This is a genomic window from Streptomyces asoensis, from assembly GCF_016860545.1.
Classification (GTDB): Bacteria; Actinomycetota; Actinomycetes; order Streptomycetales; family Streptomycetaceae; genus Streptomyces; species Streptomyces asoensis.
In genome coordinates this window covers 347090-367181 of sequence record NZ_BNEB01000005.1, presented here as the reverse complement: position 1 = coordinate 367181, position 20092 = coordinate 347090, and the positions used below count along the sequence as shown (strand labels likewise).

12 protein-coding genes are annotated in these 20092 nt (G+C 73.6%); 8 read left to right on the top strand and 4 right to left on the bottom strand.

What is annotated here, in order from left to right; translation table 11 throughout:
- Positions 1 to 39 precede the first annotated feature (39 nt).
- The 4 genes from Saso_RS24925 to Saso_RS24910 all read left to right on the top strand — a co-directional run bounded on the left by Saso_RS24925 (position 40) and on the right by Saso_RS24910 (position 7685).
- The gene (locus Saso_RS24925) at positions 40 to 2478 is read left to right on the top strand and encodes a GcvT family protein (protein WP_189921500.1); all 2439 of its coding nucleotides are present in this window, start codon (positions 40 to 42) and stop codon (positions 2476 to 2478) included.
- Positions 2479 to 2558: 80 nt separating this feature from the next.
- Entirely contained in the window at positions 2559 to 3791 is a 1233-nt protein-coding gene (locus Saso_RS24920) for a sarcosine oxidase subunit beta family protein (RefSeq protein ID WP_189921502.1), read from the top strand.
- Between the two features lie 11 nt (positions 3792 to 3802).
- A complete protein-coding gene (locus Saso_RS24915) occupies positions 3803 to 7090 on the top strand; it encodes a sarcosine oxidase subunit delta family protein (RefSeq protein WP_189921504.1) in 3288 nt (1095 codons plus the stop codon).
- Positions 7083 to 7685, top strand: a complete 603-nt coding sequence (locus tag Saso_RS24910) for a sarcosine oxidase subunit gamma (RefSeq protein WP_189921506.1) — start codon at positions 7083 to 7085, stop codon at positions 7683 to 7685. The genes Saso_RS24915 and Saso_RS24910 overlap by 8 nt, the downstream gene beginning before the upstream one ends.
- Before the next feature lie 63 nt (positions 7686 to 7748).
- On the opposite strand, the gene Saso_RS24905 is transcribed toward Saso_RS24910, so the two are convergent.
- A complete protein-coding gene (locus Saso_RS24905) occupies positions 7749 to 8936 on the bottom strand; it encodes a S1 family peptidase (protein WP_189921507.1) in 1188 nt (395 codons plus the stop codon).
- Positions 8937 to 9682: 746 nt separating this feature from the next.
- Between Saso_RS24905 and Saso_RS24900 the strand changes: the two genes are divergently transcribed.
- Positions 9683 to 11230, top strand: coding sequence for a pectate lyase family protein (locus Saso_RS24900; RefSeq protein WP_189921509.1), 1548 nt, complete (start codon positions 9683 to 9685; stop codon positions 11228 to 11230).
- A 121-nt stretch (positions 11231 to 11351) separates the two neighbouring features.
- Here the strand turns inward: Saso_RS24900 and Saso_RS24895 are convergent, their stop codons facing one another.
- The 3 genes from Saso_RS24895 to Saso_RS24885 all read right to left on the bottom strand — a co-directional run bounded on the left by Saso_RS24895 (position 11352) and on the right by Saso_RS24885 (position 14307).
- Positions 11352 to 11669 carry a WhiB family transcriptional regulator gene (locus Saso_RS24895; protein WP_189921511.1) on the bottom strand — a complete coding sequence of 106 codons (318 nt, stop codon included), beginning with the start codon at positions 11667 to 11669 and terminating at the stop codon, positions 11352 to 11354.
- 244 nt (positions 11670 to 11913) lie between these two features.
- Entirely contained in the window at positions 11914 to 12954 is a 1041-nt protein-coding gene (locus tag Saso_RS24890; RefSeq protein ID WP_189921513.1) for a LacI family DNA-binding transcriptional regulator, read from the bottom strand.
- A gap of 570 nt (positions 12955 to 13524) precedes the next feature.
- Positions 13525 to 14307: a TIM barrel protein gene (locus Saso_RS24885; RefSeq protein WP_189921515.1), complete on the bottom strand. Its 783-nt coding sequence runs from the start codon at positions 14305 to 14307 to the stop codon at positions 13525 to 13527.
- A gap of 456 nt (positions 14308 to 14763) precedes the next feature.
- On the opposite strand from Saso_RS24885, the gene Saso_RS24880 reads away from it, so the two are divergent.
- The 3 genes from Saso_RS24880 (at position 14764) to Saso_RS24870 (ending at position 20062) form a co-directional block, all read left to right on the top strand.
- Entirely contained in the window at positions 14764 to 15951 is a 1188-nt protein-coding gene (locus Saso_RS24880) for a carboxylate-amine ligase (RefSeq protein WP_189921517.1), read from the top strand.
- Positions 15952 to 16049: 98 nt separating this feature from the next.
- Complete coding sequence (locus Saso_RS24875) at positions 16050 to 17834, top strand: N-acetylglutaminylglutamine amidotransferase (RefSeq protein ID WP_189921518.1); 1785 nt, start codon at positions 16050 to 16052, stop codon at positions 17832 to 17834.
- A complete protein-coding gene (locus tag Saso_RS24870; protein WP_189921519.1) occupies positions 17807 to 20062 on the top strand; it encodes a S9 family peptidase in 2256 nt (751 codons plus the stop codon). The genes Saso_RS24875 and Saso_RS24870 overlap by 28 nt, the downstream gene beginning before the upstream one ends.
- Positions 20063 to 20092: the final 30 nt, after the last annotated feature.

Below are 20092 nucleotides of genomic sequence, written 5' to 3'. Positions count from 1 at the left end.
GACAGCAACCGGATCGGTTCTCAATTCGGAGGTGCGGCGATGGCGGGACCCCGAGTGGTGATCATCGGAGCGGGTGTCGTGGGAGCGGCACTCGCGGACGAGATCTCCGCGCGCGGCTGGACCGAAGTGACCGTGGTCGACCAGGGCCCGCTGCCCGCCACCGGGGGCTCCTCGTCACACGCCCCGGGTCTGGTCTTCCAGACGAACTCCTCCAAGACCATGACCGAACTGGCCCGCTACACCGTCGAGAAGTTCAGCTCCCTCGACGTCGACGGCAAGCCCTGCTTCCTCCAGGTGGGCGGCCTCGAAGTGGCCACCACACCCGAGCGGCTCACCGAACTGCACCGCCGCCAGGGCTGGATCACCGCCTGGGGCATCGAATCGCGGCTGCTGAGCCCCGAGGAGTGCGTCGCACAGCACCCGCTGCTCGACGCGGACCGGATCCTCGGCGGCCTCCTCGTCCCCACCGACGGCCTCGCCAAGGCGGTGCTCGCCGTCGAGGCCCAGATCCGCCGGGCCACCGGGCGCGGCGTGCGTTTCCTCGCCCGGCACGAAGTCCTCGACGTCCGCCAGGCCGACGGCCGGGTCACCGCGGTCCTCACCGACCAGGGCGAGATCCCCGCCGACGTCGTCGTGTGCTGCGCCGGCATCTGGGGTTCGAAGATCGCCCGCATGGTCGGCATGAACCTGCCGCTGACCCCGCTCGCCCACCAGCTCGCCTGGACCGGCCCGGTACCGGCGCTCGCCGGCCAGACCGAGGAGGCGGTGCGTCCGATCCTGCGCCACCAGGACGCCGACCTCTACTACCGCGACCGCTTCGACGGCATCGGCATCGGCTACTACGGCCACCGCCCCATGCCCGTACGGGCCGACGACATCCTGTCCGTCGACGCGGCCGACGGGATGCCCTCGGTCCAGGAGTTCACCGAGGAGGACTTCGCCGACGCCTGGACCGAGACCCGCTCCCTGCTCCCCGCCACCCGGGAGGCCAAGGTCGAGGAGGGCATCAACGGCCTGTTCTCCTTCACCACCGACAACTTCCCGCTGCTCGGCGAGTCCCCGGACGTCAGGGGGTTCTGGGTCGCCGAGGCGGTCTGGGTCACCCACTCGGCGGGTGTCGGACGGGCCGTCGCCGAATGGCTGGTGGACGGCCACTGCTCCTCCTTCGACCTGCACGAGTGCGACGTCAACCGCTTCGAGCCGCACCAGCTGGCACCCGAGTACGTCCTGGCCCGCGACTGCCGGAACTTCGTCGAGGTCTACGACATCCTTCACCCGCTCCAGCCGTCGGGAGACCCCCGCCCGATCCGCACGAGCCCGTTCCACGCCCGGCAGCAGGAGCACGGCGCGTTCTTCCTGGAGGCGAACGGCTGGGAGCGGCCGCAGTGGTACGAGGCCAACGCGGGGCTCGTGGCGGGCCGCAACATCCCCACCCCCAACGACTGGGCGGCGCGCTACTGGTCGCCCATCGTCGGAGCCGAGGCCCAGGTCACCCGCGAGACCGTCGCGATGTACGACATGACGGCCCTCAAGCGCCTGGAGGTGGCCGGCCCCGGTGCCGCCGACTTCCTCGAACGGCTGGTCACCGGCAAGGTCGCCAAGTCCGTCGGGTCGGTGACCTACACCCTGCTCCTCGACCAGGGCGGAGGCATCCGCAGCGACATCACCGTCGCCCGCCTGGCCCGCGATCTCTTCCAGGTCGGCGCCAACGGCAACCTGGACCTCGACTGGTTCACCCGGCACCTCCCCGCCGACGGCACGGTCCAGGTCCGCGACATCACCCCCGGCACCTGCTGCGTCGGCCTGTGGGGCCCGCTGGCCCGCAAGGTCCTCCAGCCGCTGACGGACGAGGACTTCTCCGACGACGGCCTGAAGTACTTCCGCGCCAAGCGCGCCCACATCGGGCCGGTGCCCGTCACCGCCATGCGCCTGTCCTACGTCGGCGAACTCGGCTGGGAGCTCTACACCACCGCCGACCAGGGCCAGAAACTCTGGGACACGCTCTGGCGGGCGGTCGAACCCCTGGGCGGCATCGTCGCCGGCCGCGGGGCCTTCAACAGCCTGCGCCTGGAGAAGGGCTACCGCTCCTTCGGCACCGACATGACCTACGAGCACGACCCGTACGAGGCGGGCGTCGGCTTCGCCGTCAAGGCCGGCAAGGAGGACTTCGTCGGCAAGGCGGCCCTGGAGCGCCGCGGCGCCGACGTACGGCGCAGGCTGACCTGCCTGACCATCGACGACCCGCGGGCCGTCGTCCTGGGCAGGGAACCGGTCCTGGACGGCGACCGCGCGGTCGGCTACGTCACCAGCGCCGCCTACGGCCACACGATCGGCAAGGGCATCGCCTACGCCTGGCTCCCCGCTCCGCTCGCCACCCCGGGCACCACCTTGCACATCGGCTACTTCGACCAGCGCGTCGAAGCGGTCGTCGCCGAGGAGCCCCTGTTCGACCCCTCCATGTCCCGCCTGCGCGGCTGACCGCGAGGAGGAACCCCGGTGACCGCACAACCCCTCGACGGCAGGGCGACCCGAGCCCCTTCAGAAGACGGAGACGTCCGATGAACCCCCGCACACCCGGCGCCGAGCTCCCCGAGCACCCCGACAGCCTGTGGCGCACGCCGGACCCGAAGCGGTCCTACGACGTGGTGATCATCGGCGGCGGCGGACACGGCCTGGCCACCGCCCACTACCTGGCGAAGAACCACGGCATCACCCGTGTCGCCGTGCTGGAGAAGGGCTGGCTGGCGGGCGGCAACATGGCCCGCAACACCACGATCATCCGCTCCAACTACCTGTGGGACGAGAGTGCCGGCATCTACGAGCACGCGCTCAGACTGTGGGAGGGGCTGGCGGAGGAACTCGACTACCCGATCCTCTTCTCCCAGCGAGGGGTGCTGAACCTCGCCCACAGCCTCCAGGACGTCCGCGACAGTGTGCGCCGTGTCGAGGCGAACCGGCTCAACGGCGTCGACGCCGAATGGCTCGACGCCGAGCAGGTCCGGGAGGTCTGCCCGATCGTCAACACCTCGCCCGACGTGCGCTATCCGGTCCTCGGCGGCACCTACCAGCCGCGGGCCGGCATCGCCAAGCACGACCACGTCGCCTGGGGCCTGGCCCGCTCGGCGGACGCCGCCGGGATCGACATCATCCAGAACTGCGAGGTCACCGGCCTGGAGGTGGTCGGGGGCCGGGTCGTCGGTGTGCGGACCACCCTGGGCCCGATCGCGGCCGGCAAGGTGGCGCTCTGCTCGGCCGGTCACACCTCCGTCCTCGCCGCCATGGCGGGCATCGAACTCCCCTTGCAGAGCCACCCGTTGCAGGCCCTCGTGTCGGAGCTGCTGGAGCCGGTGCACCCGACGGTCGTGATGTCCAACGCCGTCCACGTGTACGTCAGCCAGGCGCACAAGGGCGAGCTGGTGATGGGCGCGGGCATCGACGCCTACAACTCCTACACCCAGCGCGGCGCGTTCCACATCATCGAGGAGCAGATGGCCGCGGCCCTGGAACTGTTCCCGGTCTTCGCCCGCGCCCATGTGCTGCGCACCTGGGGCGGCATCGTCGACGTCAGCCCGGACGCCTCCCCGATCGTCGGGCTCACGCCGGTGGACAACCTCTACGTCAACTGCGGCTGGGGCACGGGCGGGTTCAAGGCCACCCCGGGCGTCGGCTGGGTCTTCGCCCACACCATCGCCCACGACACCCCGCACGCCCTGAACGCCCCCTTCTCGCTCGACCGTTTCACCACCGGCGCGCTCGTCGACGAGCACGGCGCGGCCGCGGTGGCTCATTAGGGAGCCGATCCATGCTGCTCATCCCCTGCCCGTGGTGCGGGCCCCGCGACGAGGCCGAGTTCCACTACGGCGGCCAGGCACACGTGCCGTACCCCGAGGACCCAGCCGCCCTCGGCGACGAGGAGTGGGCCCGCTACCTGTTCTTCCGTGACAACCCCAAGGGCCCCTTCGCCGAACGGTGGAGCCACGCGGCCGGTTGCCGCAGATGGTTCAACGCGGTGCGCGACACCTCGACCAACGAACTCCTCGCGGTCTACCGGACGGGGGAGCCGCGTCCGGTCGCGACGGCACCCGCGACACCCGGGACCGGGACCGGGCCCACGGAAGCACCCCGGCCGCAGGCACCTGCTCCCGCGGAGCCCGCGGGCGAGGCCCTTGCGGAACCGACGGAAGACCGAGAGGCGGTACCGCACGGCGGGACCGAAGGAGCAGCCCTCCTCCAGGACGGGTCCGGCGGCAGCGCCGGGAGCACAACCGCCGCCGGCGGGCCCTCGCGTCACCCCACTCTGGGCCGGATCGACCGCGACACCACCCTGACCTTCACCTTCGACGGCGTGACCTATCAGGGCCACCCGGGCGACACCCTGGCTTCCGCCCTCCTCGCGAACGGGGTCGTCCGGACCGGCACCAGCATCAAACTGGGCCGGCCCCGCGGCATCTTCTCGGCGGGTGTGGAGGAGCCCAACGCGGTCGTCCAGATCGAGGCGCCCTTTCCCGAGCCCATGCTCCCCGCGACCACGGTCGAGCTCTACGACGGACTCGTCGCGAGCGGCCTGCCCGGCCAGGGCCGCCTCGCCACCGAACCGGACCCCGCCCGCTACGACGCCGTACACACCCACTGCGACGTGCTGATCGTCGGCGCGGGACCGGCCGGCCTCGCGGCCGCCGCGGCCGCGGCGAGGAGCGGCGCACGCGTCGTCCTCGCCGACGAACGGCCCGAACCCGGCGGCAGCCTCCTGGGCTCGGGCGAGCACCTCGACTGGGTGGCCGAGGTCACCGCACTGCTCGCGGCCGAACCCGAGGTGCGCGTCCTGCGCCGCACCACCGTCTTCGGCTACTACGACGACAACCACCTGCTCGCCGTCGAGCGCCGCACCGACCACCTCGGCGCGGCCGCCCCGCCGACCGTCGCCCGCCAGCGCGTGTGGCGCATCCGCGCCCGCCGCGTAATCCTCGCCACCGGCGCCCACGAACGCTCGCTGGTCTTCCCCGACAACGACCGCCCGGGCGTGATGCTGGCGGCCTCCGCCCGCACCCACCTCCATCGCCACGGCGTCCTGCCCGGCCGCCGCGCGGTCGTCCTGACCACCAACGACAGCGCCTACGCGGCGGCACTCGACCTCGCCGCGGCGGGCGTGGCCATCGCGGCGATCGCCGACACCCGCGCCGAACCGGGGGAGTGGGCCCGCCGCGCCCGGGCCGCCGGCCTCGAGGTGCTGGCCGGACACGCCGTCACCGGCACCCGGGGCGACGCCCGCCTCACCGCCGTGACCGTAGCCCCCTACGGCGCGGCCATGGGCCACCGCGAGATCGCCGCCGACCTGCTGCTGGTCTCCGGCGGCTGGAACCCCGCGGCCCAGCTCTTCAGCCAGGCGGGCGGCAGACTGCGCCACGACGAGGCGCTCGGCTCCTTCGTGCCCGACACCTGCCGGCAGGCCGTCGAGGTCGCGGGCAGCGCGAGCGGCGAACTCGACCCGGCCCGCGTGCTCGCCCAGGGCGCGGCCGCCGGTGTCCGCGCGACCGAGGCCGTGGGACACACCGCCGGGACGCCCCGCCTCCCGCACGTCCCGGCGCGGGCGCACACCCCGCCGATGCACGTGTACGTCGTTCCCGGCGCCCCGGGCGACCACCGCTTCGTCGACCTCCAGCGCGATGTCACCGTCGCCGACCTGGCCCGGGCCACCGGCGCCGGAATGCGCTCGGTCGAGCACACCAAGCGCTACACCACGGCCGGCACCGCCAACGACCAGGGCAAGACCTCCGGCGTCCTGGCCAGCGGCGTCGTCGCCGAACTGCTGGGTGTGGACATCTCCGTCCTCGGCACGACCACCTTCCGCCCCCCGTACACGCCCGTCTCCTTCGCCGCCCTCGCCGGACGCCACCGCGGCGCGCTGCACGACCCGGTCCGGGTGACGGCCCTGCACGACTGGCACACCGGGCACGGCGCCCGGTTCGAGAACGTCGGGCAGTGGAAACGCCCCTGGTACTACCCACGCGACGGCGAGGACATGGAGACCGCCGTGCTGCGCGAGTGCGCCGCAGCGCGCGACGGCGTCGCGTTCATGGACGCCTCCACCCTCGGCAAGATCGACGTCCAGGGCGCGGACGCGGGTGTCCTCCTCGACCGGCTCTACACCAACATGATGAGCACCCTGAAGACCGGCATGATCCGCTACGGGGTCATGTGCCGCCCGGACGGCATGGTCTTCGACGACGGCACGGTCGTCCGCCTCGCCCGGGACCGCTTCCTGATCACCACCACGACCGGCAACGCGGCCGCCGTACTGGACTGGATGGAGGAGTGGCACCAGACGGAGTGGCCGGAGCTGGACGTCCACTGCACCTCCGTGACCGAACAGTGGGCCACGGTCGCTCTGGTCGGCCCGCGCTCGCGCGAGGTGCTCGCCGCGCTGGCCCCCCGGCTCGCCGTGGCCAACGACGACTTCCCGTTCATGGCCTGGCGGGAGACGACGGTCGCGGGCATCGACGCCAGGGTCTGCCGGATCAGCTTCTCCGGCGAACTGGCCTACGAGATCAACGTGTCCCCGTGGGCGGCACTCGCCCTCTGGGAGGCGCTGTACGAGGCCGGCGCCCCGTACGGCATCACCCCGTACGGGACCGAGACCATGCACGTCCTGCGGGCCGAGAAGGGCTACCCCATCATCGGCCAGGACACCGACGGCACCGTCACCCCGCAGGACCTCGGCATGGGCTGGGTGGTGTCCAAGAAGAAGCCCGACTTCATCGGCAAGCGCTCCCACGCCCGCGCCGACACCGCCCGGGCCGACCGCAAGCACCTGGTCGGCCTGCTCCCGGAGGACCCGGCAGCCCTGCTCCCGGAGGGCACCCACCTGGTCGCCGGCAGCGTGCTTCCGGCGCCGCCCGTCCCGATGCTCGGCCACGTCACCTCCAGCTACCGCAGCGCCGCCCTCGGCCGGACCTTCGCCCTCGCCCTGATCAAGGGCGGGCGGGAACGCGTCGGCGAGCGGCTGTACGCCCCCGTGGGCGACCGGATGGTCCCGGTGACCGTCGCCAGTCCCGTCCTCTACGACCCCGAGGGAACCCGTCGCGATGGCTGACACCGCTCCTTGCGCCCCGCTCCGCAGCCCCCTGGCGCACGCCGCGCCGCGCCTCGCCGCCGCGACCCGCGCCTCCGGGGGCGCGGTCCGGCTCGCCGAACTCCCCTTCCTGACCCAGGTCGACGTACGCCTCGACGCGAAGGGAGCCGCCGCGGACGCCGTCGGGCCGGCGCTCGGCCTCACCCTGCCGACCGAACCGGGCACCGTGGAACGGGCGGGGGAGTCGAGGGCGCTGTGGCTCGGCCCGGACGAATGGCTCCTGGTGGGCCCGCCGGGCGGCGCCCGGGAACTGGAGACGCGGATCCGGGCCGCCGCCGGGGACGAGCCCGTCTCCGTCACCGACGTCTCCGCCCAGCGCACCACGCTCCTGGTGGCCGGGCCCCGCGCCCGTGACCTCCTCGCGCACGGCTGCGCGCTGGACCTGCACCCGCGGGCCTTCGGTCCCGGCCGCTGCGCCCAGACCGATCTGGCGCGGACGCAGGTCGTCCTCGTCTCGCGCGACGGGGGCGGAGCCGGGTTCTGGGTGCTGGTCCGGTCGTCCTTCGCCGGCTATCTGGCGGACTGGCTGCTCGACGCGGCGACGGAGTACGTCTGAGTCGCCCTGACGGCCGCCGGGCCTCCCGGACGGGGCGTGGCGCGAGGCCACGCCCCGGACGGGTCAGTAGGTGTGCAGGGTGAGTCCGTACCGGTTGAGGATCTCGTTCACCGGCTGGAACCACGTCTCGCCGCCGCCCGAGCAGTTGCCCCAGCCGCCGGAGGTGACGCCCTGTGCCTGGTCGCCGCTGATGAACGAGCCGCCGGAGTCGCCGGGTTCGGCGCAGACGCTGGTCTTCGTCAGCTGATGCACCGCGCCCTGGCTGTAGTTGACGGTCTCGTTCCTGGCGAGCACCGTGCCGCAGTGCCAGTGCGTGGTCGACCCCGACCGGCAGATCGACGCCCCCACGGGCGCCTCGGCCGAGCCGCGCACCAGCTGGTCCGGCACCGTGCCCCAGCCGAGGACCACCGGGACCGTCCACCAGCCGCTGCCCACGCTCACCCAGGCGTAGTCGTTGTCGGGGAACGACGAGCCCTGGAAGGCGCCGACGTAGGACCCGTCCCAGCCCGAGACACCCGCGCCGGCCCGGCCGCAGTGGCCGGCGGTGACGAACCCGCCGTACACCGAGAAGCCGATGGAGCAGCGGACGTTGCCCGTGTAGTAGGGGTCCCCGCCGACCGTGCCCGCGGCGAACGTGGCGGGGGCCGCGGCGGCGGTGTCGACGGTGACGGGACCCGCGGCGCGGGCCTGGGTGAGGAAGCGCCGGACATCGTTGTCGGCGCGCTTGTCGCGGGCGACCGTGACCACGACGGTGTTCGCCGTCGGGTCGACGTGCCAACTCGCCACCCCGGGCGGGGCGGAGAGCCCGTCGATGCGCGACTTCGCCGCGTCGAGCGCCTGCGCGCTGTGCTCGACGACGCGGACCTCGGCTCCCTGGGCCCGGATCGCGGCGCGTGCGGTCTGTGAGGCCCGTGCGGTCACCGCGACCGTCAGACGGCCGGCGTCGGCGTCGAACCAGGAGCCCGCGTACGCGGCGCCCGCCGTGCGGCGGGCCTTCGGTTCGAGCGCGGTGGCGGCCGCTTCGGCCTCGAGCCGGGCCTTCGCCTCGTCCTCGGTCAGGCCGAACCGCTCCCGCAGGGCACTGAGCAGACCGGCGGACGCGGGGGCGGAAGCGGGTGTGATCTCGGGGGCCCGGCCGGAGGCGGGGGCCGTGTCACCGGCCGCGGCGGCGGGAAGCGCACCCGTCCCGCCGAGCCCGCCCAGCGTGAGGAGTGCGGCCAGACAGACGTGCTTGAGCCTTGTGCGTCTCATGGGGGTTCGCCCTTCGTCGTTCCAGTGAGTGGGGGAGGAACAGCGGATCCGTGAGAGCGCTCTCAGGTGTGGCCCGGCACAGCGTAGTGGGCGGCGACTGTCAGGTCTATGCCAATGCAGCCGCCGATTTCGCCCGGCACCGCGAGTCGGCGCAAGGCGCGGTGCCGCTCGGTCCGGCCGTGGCCCGTCGGCCGGGCGGACCGCGGCCCCGAGCGCGTGACGGCGAGCCGTGGACCCGGGCGGCCCGGCTTTCGACGCGGCCGACCGCGCCGGGCTGTATCGGTGTGTGACGCCTGTTCAGATACATAACCTCTGAACGGATGCCAACCCGCCGGTCCTCGTGCCGCTATCCGCACTCGCCAGGCCGCATTGAACGGCTGTCCGGGTGATCGACGGCCCGTCACCGGATTCTCGGTAGACGATCCTCGTTCACATACTTGTCAGCCCCTGATGCCGACCCTATCCTCCCGAGGGGAAAGCGCTTTCCCGTGGCGTCGGGTGACCGCGTGCGCACCACCCCCGCGCGGCGGCCGCTTCGTCGGCCCGGTCGTCAGCCCCCGCACCGCAACGGCACCACCGCCCTTTCCGGCCCGTGACGCGAACGGCATCCGCACCGTTCCGGCGAGAGCGCGCTCGATCTTGTGTATGGCATGAACATGGCATCGGTGTGCCCTCGACGGCCCCGTCCCGCGAGCACGGACGGCCGCGGCACCCCCCGGAACGTGATGACGAAAGACGAGGCGAGTATGAGAAAGCCAGTCGCTCTGCGACTCTCCGCGGCACTCGGCACGCTGGCCCTGGCGGCGGCGACGGGCGTGGTCCTGAACATGCCCACCGCATCGGCGGCCGCCGCCGGCGCGACGGGGTACGCCACCCTGAACGGCGGCACCACCGGTGGTGCCGGCGGAACCACGGTCAAGGCCACCACGGGCACCCAGATCCACCAGGCGCTGTGCGCCCGTGCCGCGACCAGCACCCCGATCACCATCCAGGTCGAGGGGACCGTCACCGTCGGCAACACCGCCAAGGTGTCGGGCACCGGCTGCAACACCGCCGCCGGAGTGATCGAACTCAAGGGCATCAGCAACGTCACCCTCGTCGGCGTCGGCGCCGGAGCCGTGTTCGACCAGATCGGCATCCACATCCGTCAGTCCAGCAACGTCATCGTGCAGAACGTGACCGTCCAGAACGTGAAGAAGTCCGGCTCGCCGACCTCCAACGGCGGCGACGCCATCGGCATGGAGAGCGACGTCCACAACGTCTGGGTCGACCACGCCACCCTCGTCGCCTCGGGTGGGGAGTCGGAGGGCTACGACGGCCTGTTCGACATGAAGGACGGCACCAAGTACGTGACCCTGTCCTACAGCGTCCTGCGCAACTCCGGCCGCGGCGGTCTCGTCGGCTCCAGCGACAGCGACCTCGCCAACGGACCGGTCACCTTCCACCACAACCGGTACGAGAACATCGACTCCCGCACGCCGCTGCTGCGCGGCGCCACCGCCCACATCTACAACAACTACTACGTCAGCCTGAACGAATCGGGCATCAACCCCCGGGCCGGCGGCAAGGCCAAGGTCGACAACAACTACTTCAAGAACTCCAAGGACGTCCTCGGTACCTTCTACACCGACCTGCCGGGGTACTGGCAGGTCGCCGGGAACATCTTCGACAACGTGACCTGGTCGCAGCCGGGCGACGAGAACAACCCGGCGGGGCCGAACCCGACGTCGAACACGACCGTCTCCGTCCCGTACGCGTACACCCTGGACGCCGCTTCCTGCGTGCCGTCGATCGTGACCGCGACGGCGGGCGCCAACACCGGTCTCAAGGTGTCGGACGGCAACTGCGCGGCGACGACGCCCACCGCGACCCCCACGTCGACGTCCTCGCCGACCACCAGTGCCTCGCCCACCGCGACCTCGTCGCCAGGCGGGACCAACCTCAGCATCGGTGCCGACTCCGACGGCTCCAGCAAGGCGTCCGGGACCAGCTACGGCAACGTCCGCGACGGCGACACCGGCACCTACTGGTCGCCGAGCGGCTCCACGGGCTCCGTCTCCATCAAGTGGGGCTCGGCGACCTCCGTCTCCAGGATCAACATCCGCGAGGCCTCCGGCGCCACCGGCAACATCGGTTCCTGGCGAGTGCTCAACGGCGACACCGGGGCCGTGCTGACCTCGGGCAGCGGGGCGGGGGTCATCTCCTTCGCCGCGACCTCGCTGAAGAAGGTCACCTTCGAGATCACGAGCTCGGCCGCCGCCCCGAAGGTGGCGGAGTTCGAGACCTACGCCTGACGGCGAGCGCGTTCCGCCCGGGCCGGCCGCGTACGGTCGGCCCGGCCGTGCGCGGCCGGCCCGGCCGTGCGCGGCCGGGCCGGTCATGTGCGGTCGGTCCGGTCATGTGCGGTCGGTCCGGTCAGGTGCGGGAGGCGCCCGCCTGGCCCCGGTACCGTCCGGACGCGGGGGCCGGCTCCGTCGTCGCCCGCCGTATGACACGCCGCTGAGCGGCCGTGGTCGCGCCCCAGATCCCGTCGTCCTCGCCGTGCTCGATCGCCCAGGCGCGGCAGGCGCCGAGCACCGCGCAGCGGCGGCATATCGCGCGGGCCAGTGAGGCCTCCGTGCCAGGCACCGCGACGTCGGAGAGCGGAAAGAAGATCTCGGGATCCTCCCCGACGCACGCGGCCTGGTCGCGCCAGTCGGGGGTCGCCGGGTGTTCGTCACCAGAGCGGATCATGCTGCACCTCTCGAGGCCGCCCGAAGGCAGGGCCGACATCGGACACGGCGCGCGCGAACGGCCGTGGACCCGGCAGAGGTTGCGAGCAGCTTAGGCTCTTATGCCGTATTTGCGATAGGGGTGTAGCGAAAATCGCAGAGGGTGAGGCGACGGGGAGGCGGTGACGCCGGGGAGGCGGTGGGGACGGTCTCGCCCGGCCGGGTGTCGACTCGGCCGGGTGCCGCACCGGCCGGCCGCCCTCTCCTCAGCCGGCGGGGGTCGCGCGGGGCGGGGCCGTCGTGCCGCGGACCACGAGCCGGGGGGCGACGACCTCCTCGCCGGCGGTCACCGGTCCGTTCTCCAGACGGGCGACGGCCCGTTCGACCGCGAGGCGGGCGAGGCGGGTGGCGTCCTGGCCGACGGTGGTGAGGTCGATGTGGGCCAGCCGGGCCAGCCGGCTGTCGTCGAAGCCGACGACGGAGATCTCGCCGGGGACCCGGACACCGGCGCGGAGGAACACGTCGAGGGCGCCCGTCGCACAGCGGTCGTTGAAGGCCATGACGGCGGTCGGGCGAGACCCTTTCGCCAGCAGGCCGCGCGCGGCGTCGGCGCCGTCCTCCTCCGTCGGTCCGCCGGCCAGGACGCGGACGTGTCCGGACAGCCCGTGGCGGTTCATCGCGGTGCGGTAGCCGCGCCGCCGGTCGGCCGCGCCCGGCGCCCTGCCGCCGTCGACATGGGCGATGTCGCGGTGGCCCAGGCCCACGAGGTGGTCCACCGCCTGCCGGGCCCCCTCGTCGTCGGCGGTCCGCACGACGTCCACGCCCGGCACCGCGGGACGCAGCCGGCGCACCAGCGAGACCACCGGCAACTGCGCCGCCAGTTCGGCCAGTCGGGCAGCGGTGGCCTGGGGGCCGAGGAGGACGAGCGCCTCGCAGCGGTCGGCGAGCAGGGTCTCGACCGCACGCCGTTCCCCGCGCGCGGCGGTCACCGCGCTCAACGCGACCTGGTAACCGGCCGGTTCGGCGGCGGCGTAGATGCCCTCCAGCAGATCGGCGTGGAAGGGATGCTGGAGGGCGAACTGCACGCCGAGCAGGTGGGAGCGGTGACTGCGCAGCAGCCGCGCCCGGGTGTCCGGGCGGTACCCCATCTGCCGGGCCGTCTCGAGGACGCGCTCACGGGTCGCCTGGCTGGCGCCCTTGGTGCCCCGCATCACGATGGAGACCAGCGCGGTGGACACACCGGCCCGGGCCGCCACGTCGGCGAGCGTGGGCCGTCTACCGTCGGGGACCGCCGGGGGCACTGGCACGCTGTCCTTCCTGGTCCGCTTCGCTGTGGACGCCGATCATAGTTCGCCGCCCCCGCGGTCCCGCGCCCGTCCGGCGGGCCGCTGTGCCGCGGTGCCGCGCACACCCGGTCGCCGACACCCGGAGCGGACGGCGCGCGCGTGGGTGTGGTCGGGTGCGCGGTCTGCCGGACGCGGCCCGGCGGAAGAGGGATGCCGGACGCGGTGCGCGGTGCGAGATGTGGGGTCCCGGACGCGATGCAGAGTCCGCCGGACGCCGGACGCCGGGCGGCCAGCGTCTCGCGGTGCGCGGTGCGCCGGACGCGGAGTACGGTGCGCGGTCTGCCGGACGCCGGGCAGGCACCGGGCGCCGGGCATGACGCGGTGCGACACCGCCGAGCGCGGTCTGCCGGACGCCGGCCGGGTACCGACCGCCCAGCGTCACGCCGGGCAGGCGCCGGGCGCCAGGCGTCACGCGGTGCGGTCCGCCGAGCGCGGTCCGCCGAGCCCGGTGCGCCGCGCGCGGAGCGCGGTGCGCAGTCCGCCGGGCTCACGCCAGGCGGGCACCGGACACCCCGCGTCCGGCGTCCCGTGTCACACGGTGAACGCGGACCGGAAGCGGGCCAGGGCGCTCTCCGTGTCGGCGGAGGGCCGGCCCTCCAGGGCGACGGTGCCCTCGTAGCCCAGGTCGACGAGGGCCCGGGCGACGGCCGGGTAGTTGATCTCGCCGGTGCCCGGTTCGTGGCGACCGGGTACGTCCGCCACCTGGATCTCCCCGATGAGCCCCGCGCGGTGTGCCGCGCGGACCAGTTCGATCAGGTTCCCCTCGCCGATCTGGGCGTGGTACAGATCCAGGTTCATGCGCAGTCCCGGCCGGTCCACGGCGGCGACCAGGGCGAAGGTGTCGGCGGCCCGGGCGAAGGGCACGCCGGGATGATCGACGGCGGTGTTGAGGTTCTCCAGCGTGAACACCACGCCGGCGCTCTCGCCGAGCTCCGCGACGCGCGTCAGGGTGCGCCGGGCGGCCGCCCACATCTCCTCGGTCGGTTCACCCCGCACCGGCACCACGGGCAGCCCCCGGCCGTCCAGCCCGGTCCCGTGGAGGTTCAGGCGGGCGCAGCCCAGGTGCTCGGCGGCCTTGAGCGACTCCTCGGCCGTGCGCAGCAGCTCGGCGGCGCCGCCCTCGTCGGTGAGACTGCCGCTGATGTATCCCGTCATGGAGACGAAGTCGGCGGGGGTCCGGGCGAGCGCGTCGAGGTCGTGCCGGGTCCAGTCCCAGATCTCGACCTGGAAGCCGGCCTCGTGGAGCCGCCGGGCCCGCTCCTCGATCGGCAGCTCCTGGAAGACCGTCTCCGCGCAGACCGCCAGTGTGTACATCGCGGCTCTCCCTTTCCCCGGGTCGCCCCGACTAGAACGTTCTACATGCCGTGAGCAGTACGCCAGTCCGCCCGCCGGTCTGTCAAGGGACCGGGAGCCGCGTTGCTGGAACGTTCCAGTAGAACGTTCCAGCGGCCGCCCCGGCGACCGGTCGTCCGCCGCGCTCCCGGGTCCTCGGGGGAGGGGGCCCGCGGGCTCCGTGATCTGCGGAGGGGCCGACAACGTGCGACTCTGAGGGCCCGCCCACGGTCGGCCGCCGAGCGGCGGGAGCGGATCGCCCGACTCTCGCGCGGGTGGCGTGAGGCCGCTCATCCGAGGGATGTCCGCGTCACATGGGTCGCGCGGGCTTACAAATCGGCGTTCTGGTGACTCGAAGATCCTCAGACGCGGCCGTGTCCGCCGGCGGGGCACCTCTCCCCGGCGGTCGGCGGCCGATCATCGCCCCGAGGAGTGAGCGTGAGCGTTCGTATCGGAGTGGAAGAGGAGTTCCACGTCCTGGAGGTGGAGAGCGGGCTGCTCGTACCGCGCGCCGAGCCACTTCTGCGGCGACTCCCGCGGCGCACCTTCACCACCGAACTGCATCAGTCCACCGTCGAGTCGAACAGCGGGGTCCACGCCTCGCTCGACGGCCTGTACGCCGACCTCGCCGCCACGAGACGGCAGCTGGACGCGGCGGCCTCCTCCCTGGGCCTCGCGGCGGTGGCCGCCGGCACCGCGCCGCTCGCGCCCGCCGACTCCGCGCACCCCACCGCGGACGACCGCTATCACCGGATGGTCGAGGACTACCGCACGATCGCCGATGAACAGCTCATCTGCGGGGCCCAGGTCCACGTGGACGTCCCCGACCGCGACACCGCGGTACGGGTCATGTGCGAGGTCTCGCCCTGGCTGCCCGTGCTGCTGGCGCTCTCCGCCAGCTCGCCGTTCTGGCAGGGGTCGGACACCGGGTACGCGAGCTGGCGCACCGTGCTGTGGCAGCGCTGGCCCACCGCGGGCCCGGTCGGCTGCTTCGCCGGCGCGGACGAGTACGACGCCACGGTCCGCGACCTCGTCGGGGCCGGGATCATCAGCGACCCGGGGATGATCTACTACGACCTTCGCCCCTCGGCCCACCTCCAGACCCTGGAACTGCGCATCTGCGACTCCTGCCCGCGGGCCGAGACGGTGGTGCTCGTCGCCGGGCTGTTCCGCGCCCTGGTCACCGAGGCCTGCGAGCGGCTTCGCACGGACGGGGTCCCGCGCTGCGAGGGCCGGCACGAGTGGCTGCGCGGCGCGTCCTGGCGGGCCGCGCGCTCCGGGCTCGAAGGCCGACTGGTGGACCCGGACACCCACCAGGAGGTGCCCGCCGGTCAGGTGGTGCGCAAGCTGCTCACCCGGCTGCGCCCCGCCCTGGAGGCGCACGGCGACCTCGAGACCGTCCGGCACCTGGCGGAGGAGGCGCTCGCCGACGGCAGCGCGGCCCACCGCATCCGGCGCGTCGCCCAGGAGGAGGACCTGCTGGCCTGCGTCGACATGCTGATCGCCGAGACCCGCGGCGAACGCGCCGCCCTCAGGGCGACCGGCACCCGCCCCCGGAAGCTGTACCCGGCCGGTCTCACCGGCCACCCCTCACCCGTGTCCGCACGGCCGCTGACCCCCAGCTGACGCGCCGTGCGCACCCATGACCCCCGCAACCGCGCCGAGGACCGGGCACCCGCGCCCAGGTCACCGGCCGACGCCGAACGAACTGGAGGCGGCACGACATGTGCGGTCTGAGCGGTGAGATCCGCTTCGACGGTGACCGACCCGATCTCGCGGCCGTGGAACGCATGAACGAGCGGCTCGCCGCCCGCGGCCCCGACGGACGGGGAACCTGGAGCCGGGGGGCGGTGGCACTGGGGCACCGACGGCTGAAGATCATCGACCTGTCGGACCTCGGGGCGCAGCCGATGACGGACCCACGCGCCGGGATCACCGGAGTCTTCAACGGTTGCGTGTACAACTACAAGGAGCTGCGTGAAGAGCTGCGAGGCCTGGGACACCGGTTCGTGTCGACCTCCGACACCGAGGTCGTCCTCAAGGCCTACCAGCAGTGGGGCACGGCCTGCGTCGAGCGCTTCCTCGGCATGTTCGCCTTCGCCCTGGTCGAGCACCGCTCGGGGCGGCTGGTGCTCGGGCGTGACCGGCTCGGCATCAAGCCCCTCTACCTGGCGCGGACCCCGGGCAGGCTGCGGTTCGCCTCCTCGCTCCCGGCGCTCCTCGCCGCCGGTGACGTGGACACCTCGCTCGACCCGGTCGCCGTCCACCAGTACCTGAGCTGGCACGCCACGGTCGCGGCGCCGCGCACGGTCCTCAACGGCGTCCGCAAGCTCCCGCCGGCCACCGTCCGGATCGTCGAGCCGGACGGCACCCACCGCGACCACCGTTACTGGCAGCCGTCGTACACCCGCCGGCCCGAGTTCGCCGACATGGACGCGGAGGACTGGCGGGACGCGTTGCAGGAAGCGCTGCGCACCGCCGTCCGCCGGCGGATGGTCTCCGACGTCCAGGTCGGCGTACTGCTCTCCGGCGGCCTGGACTCCAGTCTGATCGTCGCCCTGCTGGCCCAGGAGGGGCAGCGGGACCTGATGACGTTCAGCGTGGGATTCGAGTCGGAGGGCGGGGAGGACGGCGATGAGTTCCGGTACTCCGACCTGGTTGCCCGCGAGTTCGGCACCGACCACCGCCGGCTGATGGTCCCGTCCGACCAAGTGTCGACGGCGCTGGACGGCGCCGTCGAGGCGATGAGCGAGCCGATGACCAGCCATGACGTGGTCGCCTTCTACCTGCTGTCCGAGCAGGTGTCCAAGGAGGTCAAGGTCGTTCAGAGCGGCCAGGGCGCCGACGAGGTGCTCGCCGGCTACCACTGGTATCCGCGGCTCGCCGAAGCCGCCCGCGCGGACGCGGCCGAGCGCTACGCCGACACCTACTTCGATCGGCCGCACGCCGACCTCGCCCGGATCCTGGAGCCCGGCATGCTGCCCCACGACGACGTCTCGGGCCGCTACGTGCGCGCCCACATGGCGGCCCCGGGGGCCGAGACGGCGCTGGACGCCTCGCTGCGCCTGGACACGCACGTCATGCTCGTCGACGACCCGGTCAAGCGGGTCGACAACATGACCATGGCCTGGGGCCTGGAGGCCCGCGTGCCGTTCCTCGACCACGAGCTGGTGGAACTGGCCGCCGCCTGTCCGCCCGGGCTCAAGCTGGCCGACGGCGGCAAGGGAGTGCTGAAGGCGGCCGGCCGCCGGCTCCTGCCGCGGGAGGTCGTCGACCGTCCCAAGGGCTACTTCCCGGTCCCCGCGATCAGGCACATGGCGGGCCCCGTGCTGAAGCGGGTGCGCGAGGCGCTCGAAGCACCCGAGGCGAGGCGCCGCGGCCTGTTCCGCGAGTCGTACGTGTCCGAGCTCCTCGAGGCGCCCGACGAGCACCGCACCAAACGGGGAGCGAACGCGTTGTGGCAGGTAGCGTTGCTGGAGATATGGCTTCAGACGCACGGCATCTCGTGACCGGCGAGCCGGACACCGCCACGGCCCCGCCCGGTGCGAGCTCCCTCCCGCCGTCCGTGGCCGCCCGGCCGGGAGCCGACGGCGCGCTCGTCGCACCGCCGTCCACCGGGACGCGGCCCGCGGACGGGCACGAGGGCGCCGCCGCACCCGCCCCGGCGCCGGTCGCCCTGCCCGAGGCGAGCGGACCGCGGGACGCCGTCACCCGGCTGCGCTCGCACGGCTGCTGGTACCCCTCCGCGGGCGCCGACGGCACCGAGGCGGCCTTCATCTGCGACCGGGGCGGGGTGCCCCAGCTGTGGGCGGGGCCCGTCGACGGCGACGAGGTGCACCTGCTGGACTCCCTCCCCGACCCCGTCAAGGAGGTGTCCTGGTCACCGGACGGCCGCTGGATCGCCTACACCACGGCGCCCGGCGGCGGCGAGCACTCCCGCGTACTGTGCGTACGGCCCGACGGCAGCGGCCGCCGCGTGCTCGCCGGGGCCGACCCGGGCCACACCGCCCACCTGGGCTGCTGGGCGCACGACGGCTCGGCCGTCGCCGTGACGCTCGCCGCCCCGGAGACCCGCGCGCCCGCCGACGGCGCGGGGCCCACGGACACCACCCTGCCCGCGAACTGGGCGGGCCGGGACGGCCGGGCCACCCTGCTGGGCGGCACCCCGTACGACACCGCACCGGCTGGCGGGACCATGACGGCCGCGACGGCCATGACCGCGGCCGGCCCCACGGCCGCCGCACCCCCCGCGGTACCGGCGGTCCGGACCGGCGGCGGTCTGTCGGCCTACCTGATCGACCCCGACGGTCTGGCGTCCCCCGTCCTGCTCGCCACTGAGACGCACGCCGCCACCCTGCGGGTGTGCGACATCAGCCGCGACGGCCGGCTCGTGCTGATGCGCCGGGGGCCGCGCGGACGGCGTGAGGCGGTCGTCCGCCGCACGGCCGACTCGGCGACGACCTGCACCGTGCCGGTCGCCGACGGCGACCCGTGGATCGGCCGGTTCTCCCCGGACGGGCGCACGCTGTGGCTGCGCAGCGACGCCGAACGCGAGTACGCGGCGCTCCTCGCCGTCACCCTGGACCCCGACGGCCGGCCCCTGGGCAGGTCCGTCGCCGTGGAAAGGCCCGACAGCGACCTCGACCTGCTGGCGTGGTCGCAGGACGGCCGCACCGCCGCGCTGTCCTGGAACGAAAGCGGCGCCAGCCGTCTCGAACTCGTCGACACCTCCCCGGCCGGCCGCACCCCGTACGATCCGCTGCCGACGACACCCGTGCCCCTGCCCCACGAGGTCGTCACCCGGGTCACGGCGGCCGGCCCGCGCGGCCTGCTGGCGGCGCTGTCGGGCTCCCAGCGGCGGCCCGGGGTGTGGTCCGCCTTCGGCAGCGTCTCGCTGCTGCGCACCCCCTGGTCCTCCCGGGACGAGGACGCCACCGGTCCCGGCCGGCCGCCCGTGCGCCCGGTCCTGCTGCGGCTCACCGCCCGCGACGGGCTGTCCCTGAGCGGCTGGTACTACCGGGCGCCCGGCCGGCCCGCGGGCGAGCCGGCGCCCTGCGTCATCCACCTGCACGGGGGACCGGAGGAACAGGAGCGCCCGGTCTTCAGCCCGCTCTACCACGAGCTGACCGGCCGCGGCCTGGACGTGTTCGCCCCCGATGTCCGCGGTTCCTCGGGGCACGGCCGGTCGTTCGTCGACGCCGACCTGGGCGCCGGCCGCTTCGCCGCCCTGGACGACGTCGCGGACTGCGCGGCGCACGCGGTCGCGGAGGGCCCCGCCGACCCGACCCGCCTGGCGGTCATGGGGCGCTCGTACGGCGGCTACCTCACCTTCGCCTCGCTCGTGCACCACCCCGACCTGTTCCGTACCGGTGTCGCCGTCTGCGGCATGTCGGACTTCGCGACCTTTTTCGCCGGCACGGAACCCTGGCTCGCGGAGTCGGCCGCCCACAAGTACGGCCACCCCGAGCGCGACCGCGACCTGCTGCGCGCGCTCTCACCGATGACCCGGATCGACGCGCTGCGCGTGCCCCTGCTCGCCGTCCACGGCGAACACGACACCAACGTGCCGCCGGGGGAGTCCGAGCAGTTCGTCCGGGCGGCACGCGAGCGCGGCATCCCGGCCCGGATGCTGACCCTGCGCGACGAGGGCCACGACTTCCTCCGCGCGGACAACCGGCGCCTGTTCCGGCGGGCCGCCGCGGACTGGCTCCAGCGCTTCCTCACCGGCCGGAGCTGACCCCCTCCTGGTCCCGGACGCCGCCGACCC